This window comes from Kitasatospora sp. NPDC101183, from assembly GCF_044767945.1.
In the GTDB taxonomy this organism is placed as follows: domain Bacteria; phylum Actinomycetota; class Actinomycetes; order Streptomycetales; family Streptomycetaceae; genus Kitasatospora.
In genome coordinates this window covers 88,876-102,494 of the sequence record NZ_JBIWOW010000019.1, presented here as the reverse complement: position 1 = coordinate 102,494, position 13,619 = coordinate 88,876, and the positions used below count along the sequence as shown (strand labels likewise).

Genomic DNA, 13,619 nt, shown 5'->3' with positions numbered 1-13,619 from the left:
GTGCGTTGGCGGCCCCCTTCGCCAAGGGGGCCGCCGACGCCCGGGGTTACTCCGAGAGGAAGCTCAGGCCGGCGCGCAGGGCGGCGGACTCCAGCGGGTTCCCGTAGTCCCGGGTGGAGGCGATCAGGCCGTCGACGATCCGCATCACGCTGATGTAGCCGAGGCTGAACTCCTCGCCGGAGGCGGCGGTTCGGCCGTGGACGCGGAACTCGACGATCACCACCTCCGGGTCGGCGGTCTCGTGGACGCTCACCCCGTCGACGGCGTGGAAGGTCCACAGGCCGGCGGTGACCTTCATCCGCTCGCGCATGACCTCCCGGCCGACGGTCTCCTGCGGGACGCCCTCCGGGGCGAACGGGATCCGGATGACGGCGTCCGGGGCGAAGCAGTCGGCGAGGGCCTCGCGGGGGCCCTCGACGGTGATGCGCAGGAACTCCTCGACGGTCGCGCGGGGCGTGCGGGTGGCAGTGGACACGGCGGTCTCCCTGGATCGGCGGTGGGGCCGTAGAATCGGAACGCTGGCCCCGTTTCGAGAATACGGAACGCCCGCCCCGTTTGTCGACCCGTCAGCCCCGCTTCTGAGGAGACCCATGTCCGCCACCCCCGACCACGGCCGCCCGGCCGCCGAGCGGCCCCTGCGGGCCGACGCGCGCCGCAACCGCGCCAAGGTGCTGGCCGCCGCCCGCGAGGCGTTCACCGCCGAGGGTCTGGCCGTGCCGCTGGACGAGATCGCCCGCCGGGCCGGGGTCGGCGCGGGCACGGTGTACCGGCACTTCCCGACCAAGGAGGCGCTGTTCGAGGCCGTCGTCTCGGACACCCTGGAGCACCAGACGGCGCGCGGCCGCTCCGTCCTGGCCGAGGGGGACCCGGGGGAGGGGCTGTTCACCTTCCTCGCGGAGCTGGTGGCCGGGGCGATGGTCAAGATGGACCTCGCCGACGCGCTGATCGGCTCGGGCGTCCAGCTCCAGCCGGGCACCTCGGCGGTGGCGGCCGAACTCCGCGACGTGCTGGTCGAGTTGCTCGCCCGCGCGCAGGCCACCGGGGCCGTGCGCACCGACGTGGACGGCGGCGACCTGTACGCGCTGATCGCCGGGGCCGTCGCCGCCGAGCGCCGCCGCCCGCCGGAGGCCCGGGACGGACGGCTGGCGCGGGTGATCTGCGACGGGCTGCGGGCGGGGGTGTAGTAGACCTGCGGGGGGCGTGGCCCGGGCGTGCGTCAGACCGGCAGGAGGCGGGCGATCAGGTCGGCCAGGCGGCGGGCGTTGCGGCAGGAGTGCATCTCGACGACCTCCGCGTAGGCCGCCGCGGCGGAGTCGCCGGTGGGCCAGAGGGCGGGCTGCTCGGGGTTGAGCCACAGCACGCGGCGGGCGCGGGCGTCGATGCGGCGCAGGGCCGCCAGGTCGGGGTCGCGGTGGTTGGTGCGGGCGTCGCCGAGGACGAGCACGGTGGTGCGCGGGCCGACGGCGTCCAGGTGCTGCTCGGCGAAGTCGCGGAGGGCGGCGCCGTAGTCGCTGTTGCCGTGGTGGCCCATGACCCTGGCGCCGGTGAGGATGCGTGCGGCCAGGTGCGCCGGGTCGCTCGGGCCGCCCGTCCGCAGCAGGTCGGTGACCTCGGCGGTGCGGTTGACGAAGGCGAACACCCGGACCTTGCTGAACTGTTCGCTCATCGCGCGCACCAGCAGCATGGTGAAGTCGGCGAAGCCCGCCACCGAGCCGGAGACGTCGCACAGCAGCACCAGCTCCGGCCGGGCCGGGCGGCGCACCCGGTACGCCGGGCGCATCGGCACCCCGCCGGTGCTGAGCGAGCGGCGCAGGGTCCGGCGCAGGTCGATCTGCCCGCGGGCGGCGCGGCGGCGCCGGGCGGCCAGGCGGGTGGCGAGCTTGCGGGCCAACGGGTGGACGGTGCGCCGCAGTTCGGCCAGCTGGTCGCGGCCGGCGGCGAGGAAGTCGATGCGGTCGACGGTGGGGGCGACGGCCCGCTCGGCGATCCGCTCGGTGCCGCGCAGCTCGGCGGCCCGGCGGCGGGCCTCGCCGGCGACCAGCGCGCGGAAGCCCTGGATGCGGCGGCGGACCTCGTCGGCGAGCACCCGGTCCGCCGGGTCGGCGGGGTCGGCGCCGCCCGGGCGCAGGGCGGCGAGGACGCGGGCGAGCAGCGTCTCGGGGGCGAGCCGGCCGAGCGCCTGGTGGGCGGACCAGCCGTCCGTACCGGGGCTGTCGCCGGAGCCGTAGCGGCCGAGGGCCTCGACGACCTCCCCGGCGAGGCGGGCCTGGGCGGCGCGGTCGTCGGCGGCGAGGGCGGCGGCGAGGCGCTCGCGCAGGTCGTCGCGCAGCGGGTCGGGGCGGCCGTTCCGGGGCGGCTCCGGGTCGTCCGGCACCGGCGGCGGGTCGGCGCGCACGGCCTCGGGGGTGCCGATACCGAGGGGGAAGAAGAGGTCGAACACGGCGTCGTAGACCGGCTGTTGGGCTTCCGAGCGCAGCAGGGCGGCGGCCAGGCCGGCCCGGACCTGCTCGCGGTCGTCGAGGCCGAGGACGGTGAGGACGGCCGCCGCGTCCACCGTCTCGGAGGGGCCGATCCGCAGGCCGTGCCCGCGCAGCGCCCGGACGAGGCCGGTGAGCCGCGCGGCCGTATCCGTGGGGGCGCTCATGCGAGGCTGAGCTTCCGGGTGGCCTTGTGGACGTCCTCCTGGTGCTTGAGGATCACGCCGAGGGTGTCGCGCACCAGCGCGTCGTCCAGGGTGTCGGCGCCGAGGGCGAGCAGGGTGCGGGCCCAGTCGATGGTCTCGGCGACGGACGGGGCCTTGCGCAGCTCCATCGCCCGCAGCGCGCCGACGATCCGTACGAGGGAGTCGGTCAGGGCCTCGTCGAGCCCGGGCACCCTGGAGCGGACGATGCGGCGCTCCAACTCGGCGTCCGGGTAGTCGAGGTGGAGGAAGAGGCAGCGGCGGCGCAGGGCCTCGGAGAGCTCGCGGGTGGCGTTGGAGGTGAGCAGGACGAAGGGGCGGCGGCTCGCGGTGATGGTGCCCAGCTCCGGCACGGTGATCTGGAAGTCGCTGAGCACCTCCAGCAGCAGGGCCTCGACCTCGACGTCGGCCTTGTCCATCTCGTCGACGAGCAGCACCGTGGGCTCCTCGCCGCGGATGGCGGTGAGCAGCGGGCGGGGGAGGAGGAACTCCTCGCCGAAGACGTCGGTGCGGGCCGCGTCCCAGCCCTCGTCGCGGCCGGCGGTGATGCGCAGCAGCTGCTTGGCGTGGTTCCACTCGTAGAGGGCGCGGGCCTCGTCGATGCCCTCGTAGCACTGGAGACGGACCAGCCGGGCGCGGCCGAGGGCGGCGAGGGCCTTGGCGAGTTCGGTCTTGCCGACGCCGGCGGGGCCCTCGACGAGCAGGGGCTTGCCGAGGCGGTCGGCGAGGTAGACGGTGGTGGCCACGGCGGTGGAGGCCAGGTAGCCGGTGGCGGCCAGCCGTTCGGCGGCGTCCGTCACCGAGGTGAAGAAGCCCGTGCCCTCGCCGGTGTCGCTCATGCTGGTGCCCCGCTCCGCTCCGATGGGTCCGTGGAGCGCCACCCTACCGGCCGGTCACATCGGTGTCGCGGGGGCGGCGTACGGCGGCGCGCGGCCGCCGTACGCCTGGATGCGGCGGGTTAGTTGACGTACAGGAGCGGGTTCCCGGCGACGGAGCTGTCGGAGACCGGGCCGTAGGTGGCGCTGAAGTACCCGGTGGAGAAGCACAGGCCCGGGCCGGAGGCGAGGGCGAAGGGCTGGGCCGAGAAGCCGATGGTGTTGCCGGTGTTGCTGGTGGTGCCCGAGATCCCGGTGCTGTTGGTGTAGTTGCAGGTGACGGTGCCCAGGATGGTGCGCAGGACGACGGTGGTGCCCATGGCGCCCGCGCTGCCGGGGGTGAGCGAGACCGGGTTGCCCGGGGCGTCGCTGACGGTGTTGGTGAAGGGCAGGTTGGTGACGGTGACGCTCTTGACGCCCGTGACGCCGAAGACGTTGGAGGTGCAGGAGTCGAAGGTCTGGGTGTTGAGCTGCTCCACGGCCGCGCCGGGGGCGGCCGGGTTGGCCGTCACGGTGGCGGAGAAGGAGGAGGACGCGCAGGAGATGCCGCTCGACCCGGTGGCGTCGCTGTAGAAGGTCGCGGCGGTGCCGGAGACGAGGTTGGCGGTCAGGACGTCGCCCACGGAGACGTTCGCCCCGGTCGGGCTGTCGGTGGTGAGGACGGCGGTGGCGTCGGCCTGGGCGGGCGCGACGGCCGCGCCGGTGAGGGCGATGGCGGCGAGGGTGGCGGTGGCGAGAGTGCGACGGATGCGCATGAGGGTGCCTCTCTCCGTCCAAGGGGGACGGGTGGGGGAAGTCCCCGCCGGCGGGTGTGGTGGCGTGCGCGGCGGGGGAAGTGCGGTGGCATGGCGCACCGGGAGCTGCGGGTGGGGCGCCGCTGCGGCGGCGCGTCCGCCACGGCGGGCCCGGCGCCACGGGCCCGTACGTGCGGTGCGGAGGTGCGGGCACGGCGGCGCCGCTGGTGCGGGGCCTGCCGTGCCGGTGTGCGGACGCGCGGTGCGGGCGGTGCGCCTCGGCGGCTGCCGTCGCCGCGGGCACCGCGCCCGCCGTGCTCCCCGGCCCCGGGCTCGCGCCCTGGGGGCGTCGGAGCCCCGGAGGTTCCTCCGGCGCGACGGCTCGTCCGCCGGTTGGAAACCTGCCAGTGTTGTAAACCCGACGTTACGTCAATGTCAATACAGGACACAGGAGTTGGTGATGGACACAAATCCCCTCCCCAGAGTCGACGTGATCCTGCTCCCGGGCGCCAGGACCGGCCGTGATCCGGCCAGGTCCATCAAGCCCGGCCCCCGCCGCCAGCCCGCCGGAGTCGTCGCCGCCACCCAGCGTGAACGGCTGCTGGACGCCCTGGTGCGCACCGTCGCCGAACGGGGCTACCAGCACGCGACGGTGAGCGACATCTGCCGCGCGGCGGGCGTCACCAGGCCCGTCTTCTACGAGCAGTTCAGCGGCAAGGAGGACGCCTTCCTCGCCGCGCACCGGCACGGCACCGGCGTGGTCGTCCGCCGGATGGCGGCGGCCTTCGCGGCCGAATCCGACTGGTGTGCCGGGATCGGGCAGGCCCTCGGTGCGATGCTCCAACTCCTCGCAGGGACACCGGCCTTCGCGGCCATGGCAGTGATCGAGATCGAGGCCGTCGGCCCGGCCGGCCGCCGCGAGCGCGAGCAACTCCTCACCCGGTTCCGGGCGTTCTTCGCCGAGGTTCCCCAACTGCCGGGCGGCGTACCGGTGCAGGCGGTGGTGGATGCCGTGGTGGGCGGCGTCTACAGCGCGATCCACCGCCGGATCGCCTCCGGCCGCACCGAGCAACTGCCGGAGCTGCTCCCGGTGTTGAGCATGTTCTGCCTGGCGCCCTTCCTCGGGCCCTCGGAGGCGGCCGTGCGGCTGGCGTCGACGAGTGGTGAAGATCCTTCGTGCACGCGTATTGACCCGGTCGATACCCGGCAGTAGCTTCTCGGTACCCAGAACGCGCCCTGCCCGGACCTGCCCCGCTGCCGAGGGGCGGCCCGTCCGCGCGGGCCGTGGAACGCTGTCCGCGCCAGGTCAACGTGCCAGTGACTGCACATCCCACATCCACCCTCAGGGAGCACACATGGCCATGTCCGAGGACGCCGCCACGACGGCGGAGGAACCGCAGACGCCACGCGCCACGAGAGGCCGGGTACGGTTCAAGCGCACCGCCCTGATGGCCGTTCCGGCCGTCGCGCTCGGCGGGATGCTGATGACGCTCACCGCCCAGGGCGTGCTCGCGAACCAGTTCTCCATCTCCGGCATGCCGTTCACGATCAAGGCCGACAGCCTGGAGGGCGAGCACTTCGCCCAGTACGGCAGCCTGGACGAGATGATCCCGAACAGCCCCAACCAGGGGAACACCGGCGGTCAGGTGCTCGTCGCCGTCTCCGCGATGAAGACGGCGAAGATCACCAACCTGTGCCAGAGCGTCGACCTCGGCGGCGTCAACCTGGTGATCCACGCGGGCGACGACCCGAACAACCCGGTCACCGCCACCGACCTCACCACCGACTCCGACATGCTCACCGGCAACACGGCCGACTTCGACAACATCGAGATCGGCGGCGACGCCAGCACGTACAAGAACTCGGGGCGCTACGGCCACGGCAACCCGGGCGTGTTCGGCCAGCAGGCCGACAAGGTCAAGCTGACCAAGGTCTACCAGCACAACTACGCCAGCACCGCGCTGAAGTTCTCGCTGCCCAACCTGCGGCTGAGCTTCAGCTCCAAGGGCTGCTGACCGTGGCGGAGCCCGCACTGGAGCCCGCACCGGAACCCGTGCCGGACCCCTCGCCGGGGCCGGCCGCCACCGGTGGGGACGGCACGGCGGAACGCGCGCAGGCGCCGGCCGAGGGGACGGCCGACGCACCCGCCACCACCGAGCCTCCCGCACCCGCCGCCCGCCCCGCCAAGGGCGACTGGCGGGGTCGGCGACCGTTCTGGGGCGGGCTGCTGCTGACGCTCGGCGGTGCCGAGGTGCTGTTCACCGTGAAGATGCCGCTGCCCCTCATGCTGCACGTCGGCATGGAGGGGCTGGCGGGGCAGATCGTGCCAGCGCTGATGGTGCTGTGCGGCCTGCTGATCCTGTTCAATCCGGCTCAGCGGCTGTTCTACTCCGTCATCGGCGTGCTCGCCGCGCTGGGCACCTGGGTGACGTCCAACTTCGGCGGCTTCCTGCTCGGGATGACGCTCGGGGTGGTCGGCGCCTGCCTGACCTTCGGATGGCTGCCCGACCAGCCGCTGCGACGTGGGAGGCAGCGGCGGGAGGACCGGCGGGCGCGCCGCCGGGAGGCCAAGGCCGCCGGGGTCTGACGGTGGAGGCCGTGCCCCGCGCCCGGTGGTGGGAGAGCACCTCGGCGCGGGGCACGGCCGTCGGCCCCGTCAGGCGTCGGTCAGATGGTGGAGGCGTCGATGACGAAGCGGTACCGGACGTCGCCCTCGGCGAGGCGCCGGAACGCCTCGTCGATCCGGTCCGCGCCGACCAGCTCGATCTCCGCCGTGACGCCCTGCGCGGCGCAGAAGTCCAGCATCTCCTGCGTCTCGGGCAGCCCGCCGACCTGCGAACCGGCGAGCGAGCGGCGCCCGTCCAGCAGCGCGCCCGCCGACACCCGGACGGGCTTCTCCGGCGCGCCGAGCTGCACCAGCGTGCCGTCCACGCGCAGCAGGCCCAGGTAGGCCGTCAGGTCGAGGTCGGCGGAGACGGTGTTGAGGATCAGGTCGAAGCGGCCCGCCAGCTCGGTGAACGTCGCCGGGTCCGTGGTCGCCCGGTGGTCGTCGGCGCCCAGGCGCAGCGCGTCCTCGCGCTTGCGCGTCGACCGGCTCAGCACGGTGACCTCCGCGCCCAGCGCGTGCGCCAGCTTGACGCCGAGGTGGCCGAGGCCGCCCAGGCCGATCACCGCGACGCGCCTGCCCGGGCCCGCGCCCCAGTGGGCGAGGGGGGAGTAGACGGTGACGCCGGCGCACAGCAGCGGCGCGGCGGCGTCCAGCGGCAGGGCGTCGGGGATGCGCAGCACGTACGCCTCGTCGACCACCAGCCCGGTGGAGTAGCCGCCGTAGGTGGTGAGCCCGTCGTGGCCGGTGCTGTTGTACGTCCAGACGGTGCCGCCCTCGCCGGTGCAGTACTGCTCAAGGCCCGCACGGCAGTTGGCGCAGTCGCGGCAGGAGTCGACGAAGCAGCCGACGCCGACCCGGTCGCCGACCTTCCAGCGGGTCACGTCCGGGCCGACCTCGCTCACCACGCCCGCGATCTCGTGGCCCGGGACCATCGGGAACGTCCCGGCGCCCCAGTCCTCGGCGACCTGGTGGAGGTCGGTGTGGCAGATGCCGGTGAAGTGGACGTCGATCGCGACGTCCCGCGTGCCGAGGGCCCGGCGGCGGACGGTGGTGCGCACCAGCGGGCCGTTCGGGCGCTCGGCGGCGTAGGCGGTGACGGTGCGGAAGCCGGTGGTGGTCCGGGTATTCCCGGTGGTCTCGGTGGTCTCGGCGGTCATGGGCATCAGCCTGCGCCCGGGCGGCGGGGGCAGCCAGACCCGGGCTCGTCGTACGCATGGCAGTAGTACCCTCGCGGGCGTGTGCCGTGCGCCGTGCGCATACTGCATGCCATGGACCAGCGCACCGAACTCAGCGAGTTCCTCCGATCCCGCCGCGCCCGGCTGCGCCCGGAGGACGTCGGGTTGCCCGGCACCACCCGGCGCCGGGTGCCCGGCCTGCGCCGCGAGGAGCTGGCCCAGCTCGCGGGCGTCAGCACCGCCTACTACATCCGGCTCGAACAGGGCCACGGCGAGAACGTCTCCGCCTCCGTCCTGGAGGCCGTCGCCCGGGCGCTGCGGCTGGGCCCCGCCGAGCGCGAGCACCTGCTGCGGCTCGTCCGGCCGTCGCGGCGCGGCGCCCCGACCCGCCCGCAGCGGGTGCGGCCCGCCTTCCAGCACCTGCTGGACGCCATGGACGGCGTGCCCGCGTACGTGCTCGGCCGGCGGATGGACGTCATCGCCTGGAACCGGCTCGCCGCCGCCCTGCTCGGCGACTTCGGCGCGCTGGCGCCCGAGCGGCGCAACATGGCCCGGCTGGTCTTCCTCGACCCCGCGAGCCGGGAGCTGTACACCGACTGGGAGGGCAAGGCCACCGACACCGTCGGCAGCCTGCGCCTGGACGCCGGCCGTGACCCGGACGACCCCCGGCTGGCCTCGCTGATCGGTGAACTATCCCTCGGGAGCGCCGACTTCCGGCGGCTGTGGGCCGACCACGGCATCCAGGACAAGGGCCACGGCGCCAAGCGCCTGCACCACCCCGTCGTCGGCCCGCTGAGCCTGTGCTACGAGACGCTGCGCCCCGCCGACGCCGGTCAGGAGCTCGTCACCTACCACGCCGAACCGGGCAGCGCCTCCGCCGAATCCCTGCGGCTGCTGGCCAGTTGGGCGGCGAGCGGGGCCCCTGAGGATACCGGGGTCGCCGGGGCGGCGGAGGCCGTCGAGGTCGTGGAGGTCGTCGAGCGGTAGGGGCACCAGGGGCGATCGGGGCGATCAGGGGCGATGGTCCCTGGTCGGGGCGGGGCCATCGGCCCTTACGCCGCCCGCACGGTGCGCGGTTGACTGGCCGGGACATGGACACCAGTACCACCACCGAGTACGACCGCCTGATCGCCCGCCACCACGCGATGAGACTGCGGCGCCAACTCCTCGCCCCCGAAGCACCGTTCGGCACACCGGCGGGCGCCGGCGACTACCACGGCGCCACCGACTACCACGGCGCCGCCGACCAGGAGTCGATCCGGCGCGGCCTGCCCGCCGTCGCCCCGCTCTCCGCGCTGATCGACCTCCTCTACGCGGAGATGTTTGCCCGGCGCCCGTACCTGCGGCCGCTGTTCCCCGCCTCGATGGAGTTCCAACAGGCCCACCTGGAACGGATCTTCGAGTACCTCATCGAGCACCTGCACCGGCCCGAGGACCTCGAACGGCGACTGCGCCGCCTCGGCCGCGACCACCGCAAGCTCGGCGTCCGCCCCGTGCACTACGAGGCCTTCGAGGAGGCCCTGTGCGCCGCCCTGCGCGAGCGGGCGGGCCGGCACCGGAGCGAGGAGCTGGAGGCCGCCTGGGTGCGGATGATCCGCTTCGCCGTCGCCGCGATGGTCGCCGGAGCCGACTCCGCGCTCACCGAACCCCCGTACTGGCACGCCGTGGTGACCGGCCACGAGCGCCGCCGCGCCGACCTCGCCGTCCTGCGGGTGCGCACCAGCGAGCCGTACCCGTACCGCGCCGGGCAGTACGGCACCGTGGAGCACCCGATGCTGCCGCACACCTGGCGGCCGTACGCGATGGGCTGCGCCCCGCGCGGGGACAACGAGGTGGAGTTCCACGTGCGCCGCACCGGCCCCGCCGGGGTCAGCGCCGCCCTGGTCGAGCACACCGCCGTCGGCGACCGGCTGCGGCTCGGCCCGCCGCGCGGCGCCCCGCTGCCCGACGGCGGCGCCGCCGTACGGTCCGAACTGCCGGCCGCCGGGCTGCCGTTGGCGCAGGTGCGCCACGACCGGGCGCTGCGGTAGGCCGCCCTACCGGTAGCAGTACGAGTCCGAGGAGGCGTCCCCTCCCGCCAGGTGGGTCTGGTGCACCCGCAGGCCCCGGAAGTCCTCGCCGTGCGGGAAGAAGCGCTCGTCGACGCTCAGCCCGCCGGCCTCCGGGTCGGCGTCCAGCTTGATCAGCCACGGGTCGATGCCCGCCGGGTAGAACTGGTCGTCCCAGGCACCGTAGAGGGAGTTGGTGAGGTAGAGCCGGCGGCCGTCCCGGCTGATCTCCACCATCTGCGGCGCCCCGCTCAGCGGGCGGTCCGGCTCGGCCGGGTGCGGGGTGCGGCCGACGATCCCGCCCAGGCGCACCGAGGCCGTTTTACGGGGGTGGAACGGGTCCGACACGTCGTACTGCAGCAGCTCGCCCGTGCCCCAGGCCGACACGTACAGCCAGCGGTCGTCCACCGACAGGTTGATGTCCGTGATCAGCGGCGGCACCGCGCCGAAGGGCTGCAGCGCGGGCGGCAGGTCCTCCGTCTTCGCCGGCTCGGCCGGGATCTCGATCACCTTGCGGGCGGTGAACGCCTCGCCGTCGCGGTACCAGAGCCACACCGAGGCGGACAGGTCCTCGACGTTGGTCACCACCCCGACGAAGCCCCACTCCGCCTGCGGGTCGTGCGAGGGGCGCAGCTCCAGCACCATCTGGTACTGGTCGCCGAGGTCCACCCGCTGGAGGTGGCGCCCGGACTCCAGCTCCCAGAAGTGCAGCGCGTGCCCGTACTTGCGGCCCAGCAGCAGCTCCGGCACGACCCCGTTCTCCACCATCCCCGGGGTGCCCCACTCGCTGGTCACGCCCACGCCCGTGCCCAGGTGCCACCACACGTCGTACGCGAAGTGCTGCGGGCCGCGCTCCGTCTCCCAGGGGCGCAGCACGTCGAAGGTGGTGTGGTCCAGCAGCGCCACCCCGCCCGGGCCGTCCCCGCCGGTCGCGTCGCCCAGGCAGGACAGGAACACGCCGTCCGGCCCGCAGTGCAGGGTGTGCGGGCGGGAGTAGCCCGCCTTCGCGGCCAGCTCCTCCGCCTCGACCGTCTTCACCAGGCGCGGGCGCACCGGGTCCGGCCGGGTGTCCATCACGTGCAGCCGGGAGGAGCGCAGCCCCGGCAGCAGCAGGTAGCGGCGCTCCGGGTTCTCGTGGCAGGCGTGGGCCAGCGCGCTGGAGCAGGCGTTCCAGCCGAAGTGGTGCAACTCGTCGCCGAGGGTCGGCAGTTCGGCGAAGTTCAGGACCGTCCCGTAGGTCGGCGAGGCCGGATCGGTGTCGACCGTCAGCAGCGCGTCCGGCCGCTCCGCCGCCCGGTCGAACCCGGCGACGTACGCCAGCTTCTCCGGCGGTGCGGCGATCGCCTCCGCGGCCGAACGGTACAGCGACGGATCGGTGTGACCGGCCTCGGGCATGGGCTCTCCTCAACGTGCTTGAAGATCTACGGAATTGGACCTTCCAGGCAGCGTTCCACACCACGGCGGGCGCACAGCAGGCGCACAGGGGGTGAGCCGGAGGCGCGCCGGGTGCGCCGTACGGGCGGGCGGAGCCGCCGCGCGGACCACCCCTACCGGCCGGTATGGTCGGGGGCGGAACGGCGGCGGCCCGCCTACGGGGCGGGCGAGAGACAGAACGGGTGCGGCGGAGCAGATGGAGTTTCGGGAAGACATCCTCGGTGCCCCCTACGAGGCGGCCGAACTGACCCTGCGGCCCGACGAGGAGGGCCCGGTCTGCGCCACCCTCGTGCGCCGGACCGTCCCCGGCTCCGAGCGGGCCGTGCTGTACGTCCACGGCTACAACGACTACTTCTTCCAGACCAACCTGGCCGACCACTACACCGCGCTCGGGTTCTCCTTCTACGCCCTCGACCTGCGCAAGTACGGCCGCTCGCTGCGCACGCACCAGTCGCCCAACTTCGTGCGCGACCTCGCCGAGTACGACGAGGAGATCGACGAGGCCGTGCGGATCATCCGCGAGGTCGACGGCCACCGCCAGCTCCTCCTCAACGGCCACTCCACCGGCGGCCTCATCGGCGCCCTGTGGGCCGGGCGCCGCGCCGGGCGCGGGCTGATCGACGGGCTGTTCCTCAACAGCCCCTTCCTCTCCATGCCCGCCGGGCCCGCCGTCCGCACCGCCGGCGGCCCCGTCGTCACCGCCCTCGGCCGCCTCGCCCCCACCCGGGTGCTGCCCTCCGCGCTCAACCCGCACTACACCCACAGCCTGCACAAGGACCACCAGGGCGAGTGGGACTTCGACCTCACCCTCAAGCGGCCCGAGAGCTTCCCCCTCTACGCGGGCTGGCTCTCCGCCATCCACCAGGGCCACCGGCGGCTGCGGCGCGGCCTCGGCATCGACGTGCCCGTGCTGCTCATGGCCTCCACCCGCTCCATCTCCACCACCAGGTGGACCAACGCCCTGCACCACGCGGACGCCGTGCTGCGCGCCGACGACATCGCGGCGGAGGGCCCGCGGCTGGGCCGGCACGTCACCATCGTGCGGATCGAAGGCGGCATGCACGACCTGGTCCTCTCCCCGGAGGCCGCGCGCACCGCGGTGTTCGCCGAGCTCGACCACTGGCTCGCCGCGTACCTGGACGTGCGGCCGGTGGAGGCGTGAGCGAGGCCGTACCGGTGGGGCGGCAGACCGACCTCGGGTACGCCAAGCTCATGCCCGACGTCGACCGCGAGAGCGCCTGGCTGCTGACGCTCGACGGCACGCCCCAGTCGTACGTCGACCTCGCCGAGCCGACGCACCTCGAGTTCGAGTACACCCGGCGCCTGGGCCACCTCGCCGACGTCCTCGCCCCCGCCGGCCGGCCCCTCGACGCCCTCCACCTCGGCGGCGGCGCCCTCACCCTGCCCCGCTACCTCGCCGCCACCCGGCCCGGCTCGAGCCAGCACGTCGTCGAGGTGGACGGGCCGCTGCTCGCCCTCGTCGCCGAACACCTGCCCTGGCCCGCCTCCGTCACCACGGCCGTCGGCGACGCGCGGGCCCTGCTCGCCGAGGCGCCGGCCGGCTCGCAGGACCTGATCGTCGCCGACGTCTTCCACGGCTCCCGTACCCCGGCGCACCTCACCTCGGTGGAGTTCGTACGGCTGGCGGCCGCCGCCCTGCGCGAGGGCGGCTGTTACGCGGCCAACCTCGCGGACGGGCCGCCGCTCGCCTTCGCCAAGGCGCAGGCGGCGACGGTGGCGGCGGTCTTCCCCCACCTCCTGCTCGTCGCCGAGGCACCCGTCCTGCGTGGCCGCCGCTACGGCAACATCCTCCTCGCGGGCTCCACCGCGCCCCTGCCCGCGGCGGACCTGGCCCGCCTCCTCGCCGCCGACGTCTTCCCGGCCCGCCTGACGGACGGCCCGGCCCTCGCCGCGCTCATCGGCGCCACCCCGCCCGTCACGGACGCCACGGCCACCGACTCGCCGCCCCCGCCGTCGGGCGCCTTCTCGATCGGCTGACCCCCGGCGGCCTGCGGCGGGCCGGAAACCGGTGGTTGCCCGGACGAGCGGCTTCTACTCTCTCCGC

At 74.4% G+C, this 13,619-nt stretch carries 14 protein-coding genes; 8 read left to right on the top strand and 6 right to left on the bottom strand.

What is annotated here, in order from left to right; all coding sequences use genetic code 11:
• Positions 1-46: 46 nt before the first annotated feature.
• A complete protein-coding gene (locus tag ACIRRS_RS26170; RefSeq protein ID WP_402975400.1) occupies positions 47-475 on the bottom strand; it encodes a nuclear transport factor 2 family protein in 429 nt (142 codons plus the stop codon).
• A 115-nt stretch (positions 476-590) separates the two neighbouring features.
• On the opposite strand from ACIRRS_RS26170, the gene ACIRRS_RS26165 reads away from it, so the two are divergent.
• Entirely contained in the window at positions 591-1,184 is a 594-nt protein-coding gene (locus tag ACIRRS_RS26165) for a TetR/AcrR family transcriptional regulator (RefSeq protein ID WP_402975397.1), read from the top strand.
• A 32-nt stretch (positions 1,185-1,216) separates the two neighbouring features.
• Here the strand turns inward: ACIRRS_RS26165 and ACIRRS_RS26160 are convergent, their stop codons facing one another.
• From ACIRRS_RS26160 to ACIRRS_RS26150, 3 genes are all read right to left on the bottom strand, one after another.
• Positions 1,217-2,644 (bottom strand): VWA domain-containing protein, encoded by a 1,428-nt coding sequence (locus ACIRRS_RS26160; RefSeq protein WP_402975394.1) that lies wholly within the window; start codon positions 2,642-2,644, stop codon positions 1,217-1,219.
• On the bottom strand, positions 2,641-3,519 hold the full coding sequence (locus ACIRRS_RS26155; protein WP_402975391.1) for an AAA family ATPase: 879 nt from the start codon (positions 3,517-3,519) through the stop codon (positions 2,641-2,643). Before ACIRRS_RS26155 ends, ACIRRS_RS26160 begins: the two co-directional genes overlap by 4 nt.
• A gap of 119 nt (positions 3,520-3,638) precedes the next feature.
• Complete coding sequence (locus ACIRRS_RS26150) at positions 3,639-4,310, bottom strand: Tat pathway signal sequence domain protein (RefSeq protein WP_402975388.1); 672 nt, start codon at positions 4,308-4,310, stop codon at positions 3,639-3,641.
• 439 nt (positions 4,311-4,749) lie between these two features.
• Between ACIRRS_RS26150 and ACIRRS_RS26145 the strand changes: the two genes are divergently transcribed.
• The 3 genes from ACIRRS_RS26145 to ACIRRS_RS26135 all read left to right on the top strand — a co-directional run bounded on the left by ACIRRS_RS26145 (position 4,750) and on the right by ACIRRS_RS26135 (position 6,876).
• Positions 4,750-5,502, top strand: a complete 753-nt coding sequence (locus tag ACIRRS_RS26145) for a TetR/AcrR family transcriptional regulator (protein ID WP_402975385.1) — start codon at positions 4,750-4,752, stop codon at positions 5,500-5,502.
• Positions 5,503-5,644: 142 nt separating this feature from the next.
• A complete protein-coding gene (locus tag ACIRRS_RS26140; protein WP_402975382.1) occupies positions 5,645-6,304 on the top strand; it encodes a DUF6230 family protein in 660 nt (219 codons plus the stop codon).
• Positions 6,305-6,342: 38 nt separating this feature from the next.
• Positions 6,343-6,876, top strand: a complete 534-nt coding sequence (locus ACIRRS_RS26135) for a DUF6114 domain-containing protein (protein ID WP_402975543.1) — start codon at positions 6,343-6,345, stop codon at positions 6,874-6,876.
• A gap of 80 nt (positions 6,877-6,956) precedes the next feature.
• Here the strand turns inward: ACIRRS_RS26135 and ACIRRS_RS26130 are convergent, their stop codons facing one another.
• A complete protein-coding gene (locus ACIRRS_RS26130; RefSeq protein WP_402975379.1) occupies positions 6,957-8,054 on the bottom strand; it encodes an NAD(P)-dependent alcohol dehydrogenase in 1,098 nt (365 codons plus the stop codon).
• 111 nt (positions 8,055-8,165) lie between these two features.
• Between ACIRRS_RS26130 and ACIRRS_RS26125 the strand changes: the two genes are divergently transcribed.
• On the top strand, positions 8,166-9,059 hold the full coding sequence (locus ACIRRS_RS26125) for a helix-turn-helix domain-containing protein (protein ID WP_402975376.1): 894 nt from the start codon (positions 8,166-8,168) through the stop codon (positions 9,057-9,059).
• 104 nt (positions 9,060-9,163) lie between these two features.
• Positions 9,164-10,102: a globin domain-containing protein gene (locus ACIRRS_RS26120; protein WP_402975373.1), complete on the top strand. Its 939-nt coding sequence runs from the start codon at positions 9,164-9,166 to the stop codon at positions 10,100-10,102.
• A 6-nt stretch (positions 10,103-10,108) separates the two neighbouring features.
• Here the strand turns inward: ACIRRS_RS26120 and ACIRRS_RS26115 are convergent, their stop codons facing one another.
• Positions 10,109-11,515 (bottom strand): selenium-binding protein SBP56-related protein, encoded by a 1,407-nt coding sequence (locus tag ACIRRS_RS26115; protein ID WP_402975370.1) that lies wholly within the window; start codon positions 11,513-11,515, stop codon positions 10,109-10,111.
• A 235-nt stretch (positions 11,516-11,750) separates the two neighbouring features.
• Here ACIRRS_RS26115 and ACIRRS_RS26110 point away from each other — a divergent pair, with 235 nt between their 5' ends.
• Together ACIRRS_RS26110 and ACIRRS_RS26105 are read left to right on the top strand one after the other, a co-directional pair.
• Positions 11,751-12,716 carry an alpha/beta hydrolase gene (locus ACIRRS_RS26110; RefSeq protein ID WP_402975367.1) on the top strand — a complete coding sequence of 322 codons (966 nt, stop codon included), beginning with the start codon at positions 11,751-11,753 and terminating at the stop codon, positions 12,714-12,716.
• Positions 12,713-13,552: a spermidine synthase gene (locus tag ACIRRS_RS26105; protein ID WP_402975364.1), complete on the top strand. Its 840-nt coding sequence runs from the start codon at positions 12,713-12,715 to the stop codon at positions 13,550-13,552. The genes ACIRRS_RS26110 and ACIRRS_RS26105 overlap by 4 nt, the downstream gene beginning before the upstream one ends.
• Positions 13,553-13,619: the final 67 nt, after the last annotated feature.